This is a genomic window from Bradyrhizobium sp. 26S5 (assembly GCF_036923295.1).
Taxonomy (GTDB): Bacteria; Pseudomonadota; Alphaproteobacteria; order Rhizobiales; family Xanthobacteraceae; genus Bradyrhizobium; species Bradyrhizobium septentrionale.
Window position 1 is genome coordinate 7,913,635 of record NZ_CP145948.1, and the last position, 17,924, is coordinate 7,931,558.

Sequence of the window (17,924 nt, forward strand, 5' to 3'; positions counted from 1 at the left end):
TGGAAGCTGGGGTCGATGCTTAGCTATGACCAGCCGATCAACCGGGCCAGTCCGGAGCCGCGCCGGGCCGCAATCCCGGCCGGCTTCAACGTGCTCGAACTGATCCGGTTGTTGTGGGCGCGCAAGGTCGCGATTGTCTCAGTCGCCCTGCTCTGCGCCTGCATCGCGGTCGCGATCGGCAAAAGCCTGACACCGAAATATACCGCCGGCGCCCAGCTCTATGTCGACCCGCGCGAGTTGCAGCTCGTCGAGCGCGAACTGACCCCGCGCGCCCAGGACGTTTCCGGCCTCTCGATGGTGGTCGAGAGCCAGTCGCGCCTGATCACGTCAAACAATGTGCTGCTGCAGGTGATCCGCGACACCAACCTGGTCAAGGATCCCGAGTTCGGTGGCGGCGCCGCAAGCAAGGGTCTGCTCGCAGCGCTGCTCGGCCTGTTCGGCATCGAGCCGCGGCAGACCGCGGAACAGCAACAGCAGATCGAGATGAACACGCTCGATACGCTGAACCGCCATATCAACGTCAAGAAGACGGATCGCACCTTCATCGTCGACATCGATGTGTGGTCGCACGACCCGGTCAAGGCGGCGATGCTCTCGAACGCGATCGCCAAGGCCTATCTCACCGAGTCCAAGAAGTCGCAGGCCGACGCTGCGCGGCGCGCCACTCGCGACCTGTCCGGCCGCCTGAAGGAGCTGCAGCAGCGCCTGCGCAACGCGGAAGAGGCACTCGCAACCTATAAGGCACAGAACAATTTCTTCGGCTCGCAGGATAATCTGCTCACCGACCAGCAGCTCTCGGTCGGCAACCAGCGGCTGGCCGGGGCACGCGCGCTGACGCTCGATGCCCAGGCCAAGTACGACCAGATCGAGGCCAGCCGCCGCGGCTCGATGGATCCGGGCGCGATTCCCGAAGCCCTGCAGTCGCCGACCATCGCCAATCTGCGCTCGCAATATGCCGATGTGAAGAAGCGGCAGGCCGAGCTGCAGGGCGAGCTCGGGCCACGGCATCCGGCGCTGCGTCAGATCGAACAGCAGGTCGAGGATCTGCGACGGACCATCAAGGAAGAGATCGACCGCGTCGCGCTGTCGGCGAAGAACGATCTGACCCGGGCACGCGACTACGAGGCCTCGCTCAACAAGGCGCTGGATGTCCAGAAGCATCAGAGCGTGCAGATGAGCCAGGCGTCGGTGCGGCTGCGCGACCTGGAACGTGAGGTCGATGCCAGCCGCGATGTGTACCAGTCCTTCCTCAAGCGCTCGCGCGAGACCGAGGAGCAGGAGAGCCTCAACACCTCCAGCGCGCGCGTGATCGGCGATGCCACGATCCCGCAGCAGCGGACCTTCCCGCCGGCGATGAGCCTGCTCGCGATGATCGGCTTCATATTCGGCGGGCTCGCCGCCGCGGCCTGGATCGTTGCCGCCAGCCAGCTGGCGCCCGGCGCCGATCCGGTCCGCGCCAAGCTCCAGCCGAAGCAGGACGCCGCACCGGAACGGCAGCCCGTCATCGCCAAGGTGAAGCCGCCTGTGCAGGCACCGTCCGCGGCACAGCCGGCGGCCGTCGCGATCGACAAGCCCGTGATCGAGAAGCCGCTGATCGCCGAGCTGCAAGAGACCGACGTCATGCGCACGCTTGGCGTAATCCTGACCGGCGACCATCCTGCCGACGTCACGCATTTCGGCTGGCCGACGCTGCGCACCAGTTCGGCACTCGGCCCGTTCTCGAACACGATGCGCCAGATCCATGCAGCACTGGCTGCGGGAGTTGCCCCCAAAGCCGTCCCCGTGCTGGCCGTGATCGGCACGGGCGACGACCCGGATCGCAGCGTCGTCGCGTTGAACATCGCCCTCGTCGCCGCGCGCGACGGCGCCCGTGTCCTGCTGATCGATGCCGACACCACCGCCCACACCCTGACCGACTGCGTCGCGCATCCCGGCCAGAGCAAGCCGAGCCGCCTCGACTGGCTCACCATCGGCAGCAAGGCGTCCCGCGCCGTCAACACCGCAAACGGCATCGCGATCCTGCCGGCGATCAAGGACAATCCCGCCAAGGCCTGCGAGGCGATCCGGAAGGCGATTGCGCAGGCGCGCTCCGCCGGCGGCCATGACCTCGTGATTCTGGACGGGCCGTCCATGACGTGGGGTGCCGACGAACGGCGGCTGTTCGAGGTCGCCGACGGGTTGATCGCCGCGCTGCCGGTGGATCGCGACATCAACGCGTCGATGGAAGACATCATCGCCGCGCTCGGCGAAGCCGAACGCAAGCTCGCCGGCGTCGTTCTCAACGAATTGCAGTCCACCGTCGCAAGTCGGCAGCACGACAAGCAGTATGCCTGAGCGACGCGCCGGCCGCGTCGCGTTGTGCTCCGCCCCTGCAACAGCGATCGCGAGTTGATCGTCAATGACACGACCGTCGATATCAGCCATCATCGCCGCAGCTTCCATCCTGCTTTGCAGCGCGGCACAAGCTTGCCCTGACCTGATCGCGGGCGTCCCGGCGGATCGGCTCAAAGCCCTGTCACGCGGCGTCAACGCCGATGGCTGGATCGCCGATCCGCGGTCAGCGCCGCCGCGCCGCCTGCTGCTGCAACTGCGCAAGGCCGGCATGACCCATATCCGGCTGCCGGTGCCCGCCGACTTCGTCATGCCGCGCTTCGCGGCGAAGGCGGATATCGACCGGCGCCTGCACACCGTCGACGCCGCGCTGAAGACCCTGCTCGCGCTCGGCTATGCGGTGTCGGTCGACCTGCATTCCGGCGAGCGCTTCAACGCCCTGCACAGGGACGATCCGCCCGGCGCGATGAGCGAAATGAAAAGCGCATGGACCGGGTTCACGAGGCTGATGCAGCGCTATCCCTCCGATCGCGTCTTTGCGGAGCTGTTGAACGAGCCTGACATCGACGCCACGCAGTGGCAGGGCGAAGTCCGGGAGCTGGCCGGCTTCATTCGTGGGCTGCTTCCGCAGACGACGCTGATCACAGGGCCGGTCAACTGGCAGCGCGCGGATTCCCTGCCGGGCTTCACTCCGCTCGACGATCCGAACGTCGTCTACGCCATCCACTTCTACGATCCGATGGTGTTCACCCATCAGGCGCATTGGGATCCAGCCGAGCCGCTCCACGACGTCACTGGACTGCCCTATCCGATGCGGGCCGACGATCCCAAGGTTCAACAGTTGCGGGAGCAACTCGCCGCGCTCGACAAGCGCAAGGCGCTCGCCATGCTGGACAGGGCAATTCCCGATCGCGGAATCGACAAATGGCTCGCGCCTGCAGCCGCCTGGCAGCAGCAATATTCGCGTCCGATCATCATCAACGAATTCGGTGCGCTCAAGGCCGGGGCTCCGCGCGACAGCCGTCTGCGCTGGCTCGCCGGCGTGACGGACTACGCCCGGCAACATTGCTGGGGCTGGACCCATTGGGAAATGATGCAGGGTTTTGGCCTCGCCGTCACCGGCAAGGCCGACCCCGAAACGCTGAAAGCGTTGCTCGGGACGCGCTAGCTCACTTGGTTAACTTGATCTTACACAATGCACGGCTAGATCGACGATGCGGAATTGGCACGCCGGACGTCCGGTCATTTTAGGTCAGAGCTCGTGCGCGCAGAGATAGCCCCGCGGCCGCTGTTGGCCGGCGACCTCGTTCCTGCACTCGGCATCGCCGTGGCATCGATCGCGTTCGCGCCGATCCTGCAGGCGGCCAACGCCGGGCTCGCAATCGCCGTCGAAAGCCTGATCGGCTGCGCCATCGTGCTCGCGGCGCCGGCCTATGCGCCGTCGATCGCCATCTTCATCATCTTCTTCCAGAATCTGTTCGTCTCGATTCTGTCGTCCTACATGACAACCGAGCAGGAGATGGATTTCGTCAAGGGCTACAATTTCCTCGTTTGCGCGATGATGTGGCTGGTCACGCTGGCGCTCTATGCGCTGCGCGAGCGCAAGCATTCGCCGGAGATCGACCGGATCATGAAGTGGGGGTTAGCTACCCTCGCGGTCGTGACGGCGTATTTCCTGCTCGGCGCCGTGCAGGACTCGCATGCGGCACTGGTCTATCTGCGCAACATCGCGCTGCCGCTGTTTCTGTTTCAGCTGTCGCTGCTCACGGCTGCAACGTTCGAGATCCGCATCACGCCCTTCCTGGTGACCGTCGCCACGCTGCTGATCGTCTGCGGATATGTCGAACTGCTGTTCCGCGATTTCTGGCTCTCCATCACCAACGGCTACACGTTCTGGCACTTCGACGAGTTGAAGGCGAGCCGCTCCGGATCCTGGGAAGCCGAGATGCGCGCAACCGGCAACGTCCCGGTGGATCTGATCGACCGCTTCCGCTTCAGCTTTCTCAACAGCCCGCTGTTCGAGGATCTCGGACTCTCATCGTTGCTGCGCATCTTCGGGCCGAACATGAGCCCGATCAGCTTCGGCTACGGCGTGGCCTTCTCCATCCTGTTCCTGTTCGCGGTCGGATATCGCTGGCTGGCGCTGGCCGCGGTCCCGCTGCTGATCTGCTGCAGCGTCAAGGGCGCGCTCGTCCTGGTCATCTTCGTAGGCCTGGCTTGGACGGCAACCTGGCTGCTCGGCGCGGTCAGCACCCTTGCCGTCGCGCTCGTTGGGCTCGTGCTGTACGCCATCGCGGCCATCCATATCGGACTCGAGATCGGCGATTTCCACGTGATCGGCTTCATGGGCGGATGGGATGGCTTTCTGCAGAACCCGATCGGCCGCGGGCTTGGCGTCGGCGGCAATCTCTCCGAGGGTTACTTCTCGATCGACTGGAACGCCGCGCAGGCGGCCGGCACGATGGACGGCGCGGTGGAGAGCGCCGTTGGCGTCTTGCTCTACCAGATGGGCATCGGCGCAGTGGCGCCGCTCGGCTTCTTCTTCGCGATGGCGCTGAAGGCCTGGCGCCTTTACGCGTCCTCCGGAATTCTGATCCAGGGGCTGGCCGCGTTCGGCACGATGGTCGTGCTGGTGAACGGCATCTTCCAGGAAGAAGCCCTGTTTGCGCCGCCGGCGCTCGGGCTGTTGCTGTGCCTGACCGGGCTCGTGCTCGGCCATCATTTGCGCACGCAAGGCGACGAGGGGAACGCCTCCGCGCGATAGCGCAAGGCACGCAAGCAAAAGCCCGGCCGCACGGCGACCGGGCTTTTCTCGACTTGCGCCGTCAGAGCGCCTTGATCTGCACCTTGCGGAACTTGACCACGCCCGAACCATATTGGAGCGCGACATAGCCGTTGGCGTGCTTGGAGTCCTGGGCGTCGACAGTTTTCTGGCCGTTCAGCGTCACCACGAAATGCGGGCCCTGCGCCGTGATCTCGTAGACGTTCCACTTGCCCGCCGCCTTCGGCATCGGATCGACCTTGCCGACGTCGACGATCGCGCCGGTACCGTAGGTCGGATCCGGCCGCTTGTCGAAGATGTTGACCTCGTAGCAGACCTTGGAATCGATCACCTTGTTGCCTTCGCAGCGGATGAAGACGCCGCTGTTGGCGTCCTCGTCGGTCCAGAACTCGGCTCGTATCTGGAAGTCCTTGTATTGCGTCTTGCTGACGAGATAGGAGAGATCCTTGCCGTCGAGCTTGTCGGCGACCAGCGCGCCGTCCTTCATTTCCCAATTGGCCTTGCCGACCTCGTCCCAGTCGCCCTTCCTGGAGCTGTCGAGCAGCGTGACCCAGCCGTCATCGCCCGATGCGGTGGTGGAAAATTGCAGCGCGGCAGCACCGATCACAAGTCCTGCGGCAAGTATCGACAGATGCTTCTTCAAGGTCATCCTCCCGTTTTTGTCGGCGCGCAACCTATCATCGTCTGCAGCGGCGTAAATCCGTTTTTCATGTTGCAGCTGCGTTGTGTCACGGACCGATGTCGCAATCTTGAGAGCAGACATGCGCGGACGCGTCTTGTCCGGCGCAAGCGAGAGCGACTAGCATCGTGCGACATACGGGCGCGGCAGTTGCCCGGCTGACGAGAAACTGATCTGGGAGAATGCAATGACGGCGTCGAACCGGGCCTGGCGATACCTGATGATGCCGCTGGGCCTTGTGATCTTGCCGGCGCTTGCCGGGATGCTGAGCGTCAGCTCCGCGGCTGAGCTCAATCCGGCCGCCGTCACCTACACGCTGCCGGACCAGATTCCCTGGAGCCCGGCCGATGCGCGCGGCGCGCAGAATGCCGTCGTGGTCGGCGATCCGTCGAAGCCCGGTTTCTACATGGTCTACACCAAATGGACCAAGGGCAATCATTTCAGCCGTCCGCATTTCCATCCCAACGATCGCTACATCGTCGTGCTCAAGGGCACCTGGTGGGTCGGCTCGGGCCCGAAATTCGATCCCGATCACGGCACCGTGGCGATGCCGGCTGGAAGCTTCGTCACCCATTTCGGCAAGCAGGTGCATTGGGACGGCGCCAAGGACGAGGACGCCGTGCTGCTGATCATGGGCGAAGGCCCGGCCACCTCGACCGAAGTGGAACAGAAGTAGCCGCGTTGCGCGCGGTGGCGGCGATGCTATCATCGCGGCCCGAGGAAGGGCTTTCGATGCATCCCGCCGCCAAGCTGCAATTCGCCCGCATTGTCGACGAGTTCGCGCGCTGGCGCGCCATTCCCGAACCGGAACGGCCGCCGGCGCCGGCCTGGTGGTGGGGCCCGGCGTTCGAAATGCGCGATGCCGCCGAACCCCTGCCGGCCGCGTGGAGCCGCCGGTTCCGCCTGCCCGACGGTGCGCGCTTTGCGGAGGCCTCGGTGGCACTGCGCCAGACACTGGCGGGCCAGGCAACACCGTCCTGGCCGTATGATTTCTCGCGCATGATCGCTTCGACCGATTCCGACGTCCGCGACCTGCCGGTGCAGCCGTCAGACGACAGCGCGTTTCCGCCCTAGATCGGGCTCGGCCTCGCTCATCGCCGCCTCATCCAGCGCCGGCTGCAGCGGCGGCGACACCAGCGCCGGCGACGTCTTCAACAGCTCGGCGAGATCGCGCGGCGGCAGCGGCCGGCTGAACAGGAAGCCCTGCATCTCGTCGCAGGCGTGCGCGCGCAGAAACTCCTGCTGCTCGGAGGTCTCGACGCCCTCGGCGACAATGGTCATGCCGAGCGCCTTGCCCATGCTGATGATCGCCTGCGCGATCGCGACGTCCTCGGAGTCATTGGGCAGATCGCGCACGAAAGAGCGGTCGATCTTGATGGTGTCGATCGGGAACTGCTTCATCAGCGACATCGACGAATAGCCGGTGCCGAAATCGTCGATCGCCAGCCGGATGCCGCGATTCTGGATCGCGTCGAGCACGCGGACCGCGCGCGTCACGTTGCGCATCACCATGCTCTCGGTGACCTCGAGCTGCAGCAGCGACGGCGGCATGCCGCTCGCCGCCAATGCTTGGTCGATGTCGTCGAGCAGATGCGGGTCGCCGAACTGCCGCGGCGAGAGGTTGACCGCCATGGTCACCGCCTTGAGACCGCGGTGCTGCCACGCCATGTTCTGCGCGCAGGCTTCCTTCAGCACCCAACGGCCGATCGGCACGATCAGCCCGACTTCCTCGGCGAGCGGAATGAATTGCCCCGGCGAGACCTTGCCGAGCTCGGGATGGGTCCAGCGCAGCAGCGCCTCGACGCCGCTGATCTGCCCGCTCGCCATGTCGATCTTGGGCTGATACTCGAGCGAGAATTGGTCGCGCTCGAGCGCGCGGCGCAGCGCGCTCTCCATCGTCAGGCGCTCGATCGACTGCGCCCTGACCTCGTTGGAGAAGAAGCGGAAGCCGTTCTTGCCATCCTCCTTGGCGAGATACATCGCCATGTCGGCATTCTTGGTCAGCGTCTGCACGTCGGAGCCGTCGGCCGGATACATCGCGATCCCGATCGAGGCCGTGGTGTGGCACTCATGCCCGCTGAGCTGCAGCGGCTGGCTGAGGGAGACCAGGAGATCGCCGGCAATACGCTCGACGTCGTGACGTTCGGTGGTCTCCTCGAGGATGACCACGAACTCGTCGCCGCCGAGCCGCGCCACCACGTCGCTCGCGCGCAGGGATCCGCGCAGCCGCTCGGCGATCGCCACCAGCAGCATGTCGCCGGCGTCATGGCCGAGCGAGTCGTTGATGATCTTGAAGCGGTCGAGATCGATGAACAGCACCGCGAGCTGCCGGCGATGGCGGTCCGCCGCGGAGATCGCGTGACGCAGCATCTCGTTGAACGTCTCGCGGTTCGGCAGATTGGTCAGGCTGTCGTGCGAGGCGAGATATTCGATGCGCTCGTCGGCCTTGTGCTTCTCGTCGGCGCGGTCGAAGCTTTCGAGCGCGAACGCCAGATTGTCGGCGAGGCGCTGCAGCAGTTCGGCGAACTCCGGCGTGAACGTGTCCTTCTCGATCGCGACGAAGATCATGACGCCGACCACCCGCCCGCTGACGATCAGCGGGAACGAGGCGCCGGACTGCGTTCCGTCGAGGCGAGCCCGCTCATGGAAAGCGGCGGTCTCGCTATCCGCAAAGTAGTCGTTGATGATGCAGGCCTTGCCGGAGCGGAACGCCCGGCCGCAGGCGCCGCGCCCCTCGGGATGCGCCTCGCTGGTCGAGAGCGTCACCTGGCGCGCGCCCTCCGCCGCCGGGCCCGCGATCGCAACCATCCGGAGATAGTCGCTTCCGGGCTGCGCCAGCACGATGGTGGTCGAGGTGAACTTGCCGCCGGTCGCCGCCGCCTCGCAGACCAATTGATAGAGCTCGGCGCGGGACTTCGCCCGCATGATCGCCTCATTGGTCGCGCTCAGCGCCGCGAACATCCGTGACAGCCGCTCCTTCTGCTCGTCGGCCCGCGCCTTCTCGTCGGCGCGGTCGAAATTGGCCAGCGCAAACGACACGTTTTCCGCGAGCCGCTGCAACAGCGCCATCATCTCCGGGCTGAACGTGCCGAATTCGCTGGACAGGAACACCAGCGCGCCGATCGCCTCGCCGTTCTTGAGCAGCGGCAGCGCCGCGCCGGACTTGCTGCCGCTGTCGCGGACGACCGGGTAGACATGCGAATCGGGGCCGAAATCGCTGAGATAGTCGTTGCTGATGCAGGGCCTGCGGGTCCGGATCGCAACGCCGGTCAGCGTCTGCCCCTCCGGACGGGTCGCGTCGGCCGACAGCAGAACCTCGCGCGCCCGCACACGGTCCGGGCCGGAGGCCGCCACATTGTCCAGGAAGGCTTCGCCCGGGCGCACCAGCCTGATGGTGGCCGAGATGAACTGACCGCCGACCGCCGCAGCATCGCAGACCAGATCGAACAGCTCGCTGCGGGATTTCGCCCGCATGATCGCCTCGTTGGTCGCGCTCAGCGCCGCGAACATCCGCCGCAGCCGCTCTTTCTGCTCCTCGGTTCGCGCCTTCTCGTCGGCGCGCTCGAAACTGCCCAGCGCATAGGAGACGTTGTCGGCGAGCCGCTGCAACAGCTCGCCGAACTCAGACGAGAAGGTGTTGCGCTTGGCGGAGATGAACAGCATCACGCCGACCGGCTCGTCGTCGACGATCAACGGAAATGCCGCGCCGGATCGCGCATCCTCGCGGTCGATGACGTCGCGGAACGGGTTGTTGGCGACGTCGCCCAGGAAATCATTGTTGATGCAGGCACGCCGGGAACGGTACGCCCTGCCGCAGACGCCTCGTCCCTCGGGCCGCGCCTCGCTGCGCGAGACGTTGAGACGGCGCGCATTCTCCGCGGTCGGTCCCGCGACCGCCATCATCTCCAGGTAATCGTCGCCGGGCTTGGCGATCAGGATGCTGGTGGAATTGAAGCCGCCGCCATGCGCCGCCGCCGCGCAGACCAGCTCGAACATCTCGAGCCGCGACCTCGCACGCATGATCGCCTCGTTGGTCGCGCTCAGCGCGGCGAACATCCGCGACAGCCGCTCGCGCTCGGCATCGGCCCTGGCCTTCTCGGTGGCGCGGCCGAAATTGTCGAGCGCGACCGAGACGTTCTCGGCGATCCCGGCCAGCAGCGTGATGATCTCCGGGTCGCGCGCCCAGGAATTGCCGGTAAAGAAGATCAGGACGCCGACGCTCTTGCCGAACCGGGTCAGCGGCAGCGCGACGCAGGCCATCAGGCCGCTGCCGCGGGTCGGCGCCGCGCTCGCCGAGATCGGAATGTCGTGCTCGACGCACGGCCGCTGGGTCCGGAACGCCTCGCCGCAGATGCCTTTGCCGTAGACATTATCCGGATCGGCCGAGAAGCGCGTCTGCGTGATCAGCTCGAGCGCCTCGCCGGTGCCGGCGACGGGCTCGAGCCAGTGCGCGTCGGGTTCGGCCAGCAGCACCACCGTAGCGAAGGATTTTCCGCTGAACACCGCGGCATCGCAGACCCGCTGATAGAGATCGTGCTCGGTCTTGGCGCGAAGGATGGCCTCGTTGGTCGCGCTGATTGCGCCGAACATGCGGTTCAACCGGCGCATCGCCCGCTCGCCGCTCTTGCGCGAGGCCTCATGGTCGAAATTGTCGAGTGCGTAGGACACGTTTGCGGCCATGCGCTCAAGCAGCGAGACGATCTCCTCGCTGAGCGAATTGACCTCCCGCCGCGTCACCATGAAGACGCCGACGCTGCGTCCGTTGCAGACCAGCGGCATCGCCGCCGCCGCCCCGACGCCGGCCGCCGCGGCGCCGCGGCGCCAGGCCACTGAGCGGGCATCGTTGACATAGTCGTTGCTAACGCAGGCGCTCTGATCGCGGAACGCCCGCCCGGCAACGCCTTCCCCTTCCGGCGCGTTGGCGAGCGTGGAAATCGTGATGCTGCGCAGACGCGCGACATCGTCGCCGTAGCCGGCCGCGAAGGTCAGCAAACCGGTACCCGGCTCCAGCAAAAACACGGTCGCAGCCAGGAAGCCCCCGCTCGTGAACGCGGCTTCGCAGACCTGTCCGTACAATTGTTCTGGTGATTTCGCGTACAGGATCGCTTCGTTGGTGGCGCTCAACGCCGCGAATGTACGCCCGATGCTCGACTGCACGTTCCCTGAAGGCCCCGGGGCCCACCCCTCCAATCTGGCGGGGAACATTGCCCGCGAGAGGCCTAAGTGGTGGTTAGCGTATCCGGCAAGTTGCGCGACAAAGTAAACGGCTGACGAACGCGCCAAGCCGTTTTCAGGGATAATACGGACCCCCGTGTACCAGGCTGAGGCGGAGGGCCGCGAGGCGCGGATTGCCGCCCGGCCCGGGCCGTCGGAGCCGTCAAATTCCGCATCGCGACCGCGCCCGTTCCATTCGGTGAAATCACGCCTACGAGCACCCTGCTCCCGGTATGGCGGACCGGATTTTCTGGCCTTGCTCGGTAAGCCGCGCTTTGACAGCATGACGGCGACAACAGCAAGCAAGACCCGCGCATCACGCGGGCAGACCGCGAGGAAAGCCCCATGCCGATCGTCCAGGCCGACCGTCTCACGCGCATCGGCGCGGCGCTCCTCAGGGGCGCCGGCGCATCGGAGGAGGAGGCCAGCGCGGTCGCCTCCGGCTGCGTCAACGCCAACCTCGCCGGCCACGATTCCCACGGCGTGATCGCAATCCCGACCTATATCGACCGCATCAAGGCCGGCCACATCGTCCCCGGCGCCAAATGGACCGTCGTGCAGGAGACGCCGACCACGACCGTGATCGACGGTCATTGGGGGTTCGGCTTCCACGTCAACGCCAAGGCGATGGAGATGACCATCAACAAGGCGAAGACCGCCAATGTCGCGGCCTGCACCGTGTTCCGGCAGAGCCATGTCGGACGGCTCGCGCATTATCCGCTGATGGCGATGCGCGAGGGCATGATCGGGATCGCCGCCGCCGATTCCGGCCGCTCGCCGAAGCATGTCGCCCCGTTCGGCGGCCGCGAGGCCCGGCTCGGCACCAACCCGCTGTCGATCGCGGTGCCGTCCGATCTCGAGGCGCCGTTCTATCTGGATATGGCGACCTCGGCGGTCGCCGCCGGCAAGATCCAGCTCGCGGTGGCGCGCGGCGAGACCATCCCCAAGGGCTGGATCATCGATGCCGACGGGCGCGACACCACTGACCCTGCGGACTACCGCAAGGGCGGCGCGCTGCTGCCGCTCGGCGGCACCGAGGGTTACAAGGGTTCGGGCCTCGCCGCGATGGTCGAGGTGCTGTGCGGCCTGCTCACTGGCCTCGGATTCGGCGTCGAGCCGACCGGCCGGCACAATGACGGCTGCTTCATGGCGGTGTTCAACGTCGCCGCGTTCCGCCCGCTCAAGGACTTCAGACGCGAGGTCGCCGACTTCGCCCGCTATCTGAAATCGACCCCGCCGTCGGAGGGAAGCCGCGGCGTGTTCTACCCGGGCGAGATCGAGCATCTGCGCGAAGTCGAGCGGCGCAAGAGTGGCATCGAGATCGAGGACGCGACCTGGGAGAAGCTGAAGGCGCTCGCCGCCGATTACAAACTCACCGAAGAACTCGACCTGCGCTGACACGTCGGGCCACAGGAGAACGACATGACACGGCAAATGGCGCTGGTTGGCTTCCTGCAGGCGCAGAACTGCACCAATCTGCCGGGTTCCTGGCGTCACCCGGAATCGCGCGACGATTCGATGTCGGCGGACTACTACCAGGAGATCGCGCGCATCCTGGAGCGCGGCAAATTCCACATGGCGTTCTTCGACGACCGCCTGGCGATGCCCGACCGCTACAACAACGATCACGCCCACACCGTCGAATACGGCATCCGCTGCGTGAAGATGGATCCGATCGTGGTGCTGACCACGATGGGCATGGTCACGACCAAGCTCGGCCTCGCCTCGACCGCCTCCACCACCTATTTCGAGCCGTTCGACGTCGCCCGCCGCTTCGCCACGCTCGACCTGATGACGAACGGCCGCGCTGCCTGGAACGTGGTGACTTCGGTCAATGACGGCGAAGCGCTCAACATGGGCAAGGCGCAGCATCTCGAGCACGATCACCGCTACGATCGCGCCGACGAATTCATGGAGGTGGTGCTCGGCCACTGGGATTCCTGGGAAGACGGCGCGCTGGTGATCGACAAGACAAGCGGCCGGTTTGCCGATCCGACCAAGGTGAAGCGGCTCGACCACAAGGGCGAGTTCTTCGCCTCGCGCGGCCCGTTCACGGTGCCGCGCTCGCCGCAGGGTCATCCCGTCGTCATCCAGGCCGGCGCCTCCGGCCGCGGCCAGCGCTTTGCCGGGCGCTGGGGTGAGGTGATCTTCACCGCCTCGCGCAACCTCGCCAGCGCCAAGCAGGGTTACGACGCAATCCGCGGCGAGGCCGTCAAGGCCGGGCGCGATCCGGACCAGATGTTCCTCTGCAATTTGATCACGCCGATCGCCGGCGCCACCAAGGCCGAAGCGGAGGATCGCATGGCCGTGATCCAGAAGCTGCCGCTCGAGATCGACGCGCTGTCGCTGCTCGCCGAAGCGCTCAATTTCGATTTCGGCGCCAAGCCGATCGACGAGCCGCTGACGACCGAAGAATTGCAGGGCATGCAAGGCATGATCGGCATGCGCGACGGCGTGTTGCGCGCCTCCGGCAAGAGCAATCCCTCGACCCGCGATTTCATCACCTTCTCCGGCCGCGCCCAGGTGCAGGACGCCATCGTCGGCGGCCCGAAGGAGATCGCCGACCGGCTGGAAGAAATGTTCGTCGGCCGCGGCTGCGACGGTTTTGTGGTCGCGGCGAGCTATGTGCCGGGCTCCTATGCCGACTTCGTCAACCACGTGGTGCCCGAGCTGCAGAAGCGCGGCCTGTTCCACAAGGACTACGCCGGCACGACGCTGCGCGAAAATCTCGGGCTCAAGCGCCCCGCTGCGGGCGCCTGGAAGATGCGCGCGCAAGCCGCCGCAGAATAGAAGGACATCATCATGCGTTGGCTGAAATTCACCGCCGCAGGCACCACCTCCTGGGGCCTCGTCGAAGGCGACACCGTCATCGCCGTCAACGGCGATCCGTTCGGTGAATGGAGCAGGACGTCGAAGACCCACGCGCTTGATGACGTCAAGATCGAGCTGCCGCTGATCCCGCGCACCTTCTACTGCGTCGGGCTGAACTATTTCAAGCATCTCAAGGAAGCCGCCGACAAGGCCGGCACGGTGCCGAACGTCCCTGATCGTCCCGAGATCGGCTATCGCGCGCAGAACGCGCTGATCGCCCACGACGATGATGTCGTGATCCCCGCAAGCGCGACCGAGAAGATCCATTATGAGGGCGAGCTCGTCGTGGTGATCGGCAAGAAAGCCAAGCATCTGACCGAAGCCAACGCGATGGACTGCGTGTTCGGCTACACCATCGGCAACGATGTCTCCGAGCGCAGCTGGCAGAAGGCCGATCGCGGGCTGTGGCGATCGAAGAACGCCGACACCTTCAAGCCGATGGGCCCGTGGATCGAGACCAATGTCGATCTCGACCGCATGGAGACCGCGATCCGCGTCAACGGCAAGGAGACCGGCCGCTTCCACACCAACGACATGATCTTCGGCATCGTCCCCTTCCTGGTCGAGCTGACGAAATATTTTACGCTGTCGCCCGGCGACGCGATCTGGATGGGCACCGACGGCGCGTCGCCCGACCTCAAAGACGGCGACGTGGTCGAGATCGATATCACCGGGATCGGGACATTGCGGAATCGGTTCGTGAAGGAGACGGTGTGAGGGCGGGTGGCTTGACCACCAGAGTCCATCGCGCACAATTGCTCGTCCCGTCATCCCCGCGCAAAGGCTTTGCCTTTGTCGCTGGAGGTGCGAGCCTTGCGGCGCACTTGCGCCGCTGGGCGAGCCTCGAAGGATGCACGGCCCCGCTGGTGGCCGTCGACCCTTCGAGACGGTCGCTTCGCGACCTCCTCAGGGTGACGGTGGTAGAGCCCAAGTGCGCGCTTCTCTCCATCTCGTCGTCCCGGCGAAAGCCGGGACCCATAACCATAGGGTCGCGTTGTTGAAGTGAGCTGCGGCTCCGGCGTCGCTCAAAGAATTACCATTCGTGGTTATGGGTCCCGGGTCGCGCTTCGCTTGCCCGGGACGACACTGTGTGTGGTCGCTTGTGAGTCACACGTCCACATTCTCGCGACATGATTTGTCCGAGCTTTGCATTTCGTTTCGCCCTCTCTCGTGAAGAGGGCGCAGGGAAAGTCGTATCCGCGGCACGATGATAGGTATCGCTGCGCTCCACCCTTCCTACATTTAGGCTAGCGCGTAGCCCTCGGCCGGCTCTTCACGTGATCGATGAAGGCGCGCAGCTTCGGCATGATCTGGCGATGGCCGGGATAGTAGAGGAACACGCCCGGCGTCAGCGGCGCGAACGGCTCCAGCACGCGGACGAGCTTCTTCTCCTTCACGGCGGCGGTGACCAGCGGTGCCGGCACCTGCGCCAGCCCCACACCTTCGATGGCTGCGCCGACCAGCGTCGGGAAGTCATGGCCGATGAAGGATCCCGATACGGCAAGCTCGATCGAACGTCCCTGGTCGTTTAGCGACCATGGCGCCAGCCCGCCGTTCGATCGCCGCAGCCGCAGGCAGGTGTGATCGCGCAAATCGTCCGGACGCCTGGGCCGGCCGCGGCGCGCGAGATAGTCCGGACTGCCGACGATGGCAAAAGGGAACGGCTTGGTCAGGCGCACCGCGACCATGTCCGGGTTGATGAACTGGCCCATCCTGATGCCGGCATCGAACCCTTCGGCGGCGATGTCGACCAGTTCCTCGCTGGCGGCGAGCTCGACCTCGATTTCGGGATACGCCTTGCAGAATGAGGCGATCAGTGGCTCCAGCAGGATCGGCACCACCGAGCGCGGCACGGTGAGACGCAACAGCCCGGCCGGCTTCTGCCCGAGCTCACGCGCCGCCCCGCTTGCGGCGACCAGTTCCTCGAAGGCAGGCCGCGCGCGCGCCAGAAATCGTTCGCCGGCTTCGGTCAGGCCGACGCTGCGGGTGGTGCGGATGAAGAGCACGGCGCCCACGCGGGCCTCGAGCGTGCGCACCGCCTGACTGATCGCCGACGGCGTCACCCCGAGCTCGGCGGCGGCGCGACGGAAACTGCGGTGCTGCGCGACGGCCAGGAACGCCTCGACCCCGTCAAGGGCACCGTGCCGGACTGTGAAGTTCTGCTTCATGGCCCGTCAACATTATCGCGAATAGTCGCCCACGGAAAGCGGTCGTACATCGGAGCCACAAGCAGCCGCACCGCGACGCGCGCTGCTCCATTCGACATCACGACATCCGTCGTGAGCGGAGACATGCGACCGATGAAAGCATTCCCTCACACCCTCCTCGCCCTCACCCTCACTTTGACAGGCGCCACTTCCATGACCGCTCCTTCCCTTGCCCAGGCACAAGCCACCTCCACCATCACCACCGGCGTGATGGTCATCCTCACCGTCAAGCCGGGCGTCACCCGCGAACAGGTGATGGCCGTGATGCCGGATGAAATCCGTCAGACCGTGCAGCTCTATCTCAATGGCAAGGTCCGCGAATGGTACTCGAAATCCGACGGGCGCGGCGTCGTCCTTTTGCTCGATGCCAAGGATACCGCCGAGGCGCACGCGATCATGGAGGGCCTGCCGCTCGCCAAGCAGGACCTGATGGACCACGACTATATCGCGGTCGGCCCGCTGCTGCCGCTCCGCCTGCTGTTGGCCAAGCCTTGAACGTCAAGGTCTTGAACGCAAGCCAACCGAACCGGATCGACAATCACCCAGGAAACCGACCGTGCCCCCCAGCTTCAACCTGCCATTCGTCCTCAGCGTCGCTGGCGCCTTCCTGACCAGTGCCGTGGTCGCCGTCATTTATGTCTGGCCCGCGCTCCGCGCGATGCCGCGTTATGACGCGTTGAGACTTCTCGCGGCTTTCCATGCGTTCAGGTTTTTAGGCATGAACTTCATGGTGGCCGGGTTCGTGTCTCCGCAGTTGAACGCGGATTTCGCCGGCCAGGTCGGCTGGGGTGATCTCATCGCTGCCGCCCTCGCGCTCATTGCCATGGCGGCACTGTCCTGGCGCTGGTCGATTGCCATTCCGATGGTCTGGATCTTCAACGTCTGGGGCACGCTGGATCTTCTCAACGCCTACTATATGGGCGTGAAGATCGGCGATCCCGGCCTGTTCGGCGCCGGCATCTATATTCCGGCGCTCTACGTGCCGCTGCTGCTGGTCAGCCATGTCATGGTGTTCATGATCCTGGCGAGGGGTGCATCGGCAGAGGCGCGGGATGGATCGAGCGATGCGACACCGGTCAACGCATCCGCGGTCCGATGATGGGTTTCGCTTCCGCCTTCGCTCTTCGAGCCACGGCGGACAAGTCGCTCTACCTGGACCGTCATCCTGAGGTGCGAGCGGAGCGAGCCTCGAAGGATGCACGGCCCGGCTGGTGGCCGTTCGCCCTTCGAGACGGCCGCTACGCGGCCTCCTCAGGGTGACGGGACTAAGAGTTGAGCCCGCGGCCCGGTCGTCGCCATGGCAGCACTTCCATCAGAACGGCAGCGCCACGCCGGTCTTGATCTCCTTCAGGATCACGTTGGTGCGGACGTGGCGGATGCCGGGGATGCGGAACATGAACTCGTCCAAGAATCTATTGTAGGCGTCCATGTCGCGCACGACGACGCGCAGATGATAGTCGGCGTCACCTGTTGTCGCGAAGCATTCCAGCACCTCGCGGCGCTTCATCACCCGCGCGACGAACTCGTCGACGAATTTGACGTCGTGCCGCTCCAGCGAGACGTGCAGGATCGCCGAGGTCGCAAAGCCCGCCTGCTGGCGCGCGACCAGCGCGGAATAGCCGGAGATGACGCCGGACTCCTCAAGCGCGCGGACCCGGCGCCAGCACGCCGAGGTCGACATGCCGACGGTCTCCGCAAGCTGCTGGTTGGTGGCGCGGCCGTCCCTCTGCAGCTCGGCGAGGATTTTTTCGTCTTGCTCTTCAACCATTGGGCAACTCTCGTTTCGGTAGAAAATACCGATACTCCTTCAATTTCGGAATAATCTACCACAATTGGTCCT

The 17,924-nt window shown here is 65.4% G+C and carries 14 protein-coding genes; 10 read left to right on the forward strand and 4 right to left on the reverse strand.

Annotation, left to right across the window (positions count from 1 at the left end):
* Window positions 1-15 precede the first annotated feature (15 nt).
* The 3 genes from V5279_RS37340 (at window position 16) to V5279_RS37350 (ending at window position 5,095) form a co-directional block, all read left to right on the forward strand.
* Entirely contained in the window at window positions 16-2,334 is a 2,319-nt protein-coding gene (locus V5279_RS37340; protein WP_338691920.1) for an exopolysaccharide transport family protein, read from the forward strand.
* A gap of 64 nt (window positions 2,335-2,398) precedes the next feature.
* Window positions 2,399-3,499, forward strand: coding sequence for a glycoside hydrolase family 5 protein (locus V5279_RS37345; RefSeq protein ID WP_338691921.1), 1,101 nt, complete (start codon window positions 2,399-2,401; stop codon window positions 3,497-3,499).
* 93 nt (window positions 3,500-3,592) lie between these two features.
* A complete protein-coding gene (locus V5279_RS37350; RefSeq protein WP_338691922.1) occupies window positions 3,593-5,095 on the forward strand; it encodes a hypothetical protein in 1,503 nt (500 codons plus the stop codon).
* Between the two features lie 61 nt (window positions 5,096-5,156).
* On the opposite strand, the gene V5279_RS37355 is transcribed toward V5279_RS37350, so the two are convergent.
* Window positions 5,157-5,756 carry a 3-keto-disaccharide hydrolase gene (locus V5279_RS37355; protein ID WP_414645647.1) on the reverse strand — a complete coding sequence of 200 codons (600 nt, stop codon included), beginning with the start codon at window positions 5,754-5,756 and terminating at the stop codon, window positions 5,157-5,159.
* 223 nt (window positions 5,757-5,979) lie between these two features.
* Here V5279_RS37355 and V5279_RS37360 point away from each other — a divergent pair, with 223 nt between their 5' ends.
* Entirely contained in the window at window positions 5,980-6,468 is a 489-nt protein-coding gene (locus tag V5279_RS37360; RefSeq protein ID WP_338691925.1) for a cupin domain-containing protein, read from the forward strand.
* A gap of 23 nt (window positions 6,469-6,491) precedes the next feature.
* Window positions 6,492-6,866: a hypothetical protein gene (locus V5279_RS37365; protein WP_338691926.1), complete on the forward strand. Its 375-nt coding sequence runs from the start codon at window positions 6,492-6,494 to the stop codon at window positions 6,864-6,866.
* Here the strand turns inward: V5279_RS37365 and V5279_RS37370 are convergent.
* The gene (locus V5279_RS37370; RefSeq protein ID WP_338691927.1) at window positions 6,840-10,949 is read right to left on the reverse strand and encodes a bifunctional diguanylate cyclase/phosphodiesterase; all 4,110 of its coding nucleotides are present in this window, start codon (window positions 10,947-10,949) and stop codon (window positions 6,840-6,842) included. The genes V5279_RS37365 and V5279_RS37370 overlap by 27 nt on opposite strands.
* 402 nt (window positions 10,950-11,351) lie before the next feature.
* On the opposite strand from V5279_RS37370, the gene V5279_RS37375 reads away from it, so the two are divergent.
* Genes V5279_RS37375 through V5279_RS37385 form a run of 3 tightly spaced genes read left to right on the forward strand, consistent with a single transcriptional unit; the run spans window position 11,352 to window position 14,594 of the window.
* Window positions 11,352-12,404: an Ldh family oxidoreductase gene (locus V5279_RS37375; protein ID WP_338691928.1), complete on the forward strand. Its 1,053-nt coding sequence runs from the start codon at window positions 11,352-11,354 to the stop codon at window positions 12,402-12,404.
* Window positions 12,405-12,428: 24 nt separating this feature from the next.
* Complete coding sequence (locus V5279_RS37380) at window positions 12,429-13,796, forward strand: LLM class flavin-dependent oxidoreductase (protein ID WP_338691929.1); 1,368 nt, start codon at window positions 12,429-12,431, stop codon at window positions 13,794-13,796.
* A gap of 12 nt (window positions 13,797-13,808) precedes the next feature.
* On the forward strand, window positions 13,809-14,594 hold the full coding sequence (locus tag V5279_RS37385) for a fumarylacetoacetate hydrolase family protein (RefSeq protein ID WP_338691931.1): 786 nt from the start codon (window positions 13,809-13,811) through the stop codon (window positions 14,592-14,594).
* A gap of 530 nt (window positions 14,595-15,124) precedes the next feature.
* Here V5279_RS37385 and V5279_RS37390 read toward each other — a convergent pair.
* Window positions 15,125-16,045 carry a LysR substrate-binding domain-containing protein gene (locus V5279_RS37390; protein ID WP_338691933.1) on the reverse strand — a complete coding sequence of 307 codons (921 nt, stop codon included), beginning with the start codon at window positions 16,043-16,045 and terminating at the stop codon, window positions 15,125-15,127.
* Between the two features lie 192 nt (window positions 16,046-16,237).
* Between V5279_RS37390 and V5279_RS37395 the strand changes: the two genes are divergently transcribed.
* Both V5279_RS37395 and V5279_RS37400 read left to right on the forward strand, forming a co-directional pair.
* Complete coding sequence (locus V5279_RS37395; RefSeq protein ID WP_224741382.1) at window positions 16,238-16,579, forward strand: muconolactone Delta-isomerase family protein; 342 nt, start codon at window positions 16,238-16,240, stop codon at window positions 16,577-16,579.
* Window positions 16,580-16,640: 61 nt separating this feature from the next.
* Complete coding sequence (locus V5279_RS37400) at window positions 16,641-17,183, forward strand: hypothetical protein (protein ID WP_338691934.1); 543 nt, start codon at window positions 16,641-16,643, stop codon at window positions 17,181-17,183.
* A gap of 213 nt (window positions 17,184-17,396) precedes the next feature.
* On the opposite strand, the gene V5279_RS37405 is transcribed toward V5279_RS37400, so the two are convergent.
* Window positions 17,397-17,852 carry an Lrp/AsnC family transcriptional regulator gene (locus V5279_RS37405; RefSeq protein ID WP_166298824.1) on the reverse strand — a complete coding sequence of 152 codons (456 nt, stop codon included), beginning with the start codon at window positions 17,850-17,852 and terminating at the stop codon, window positions 17,397-17,399.
* Between the last annotated feature and the right edge of the window lie 72 nt (window positions 17,853-17,924).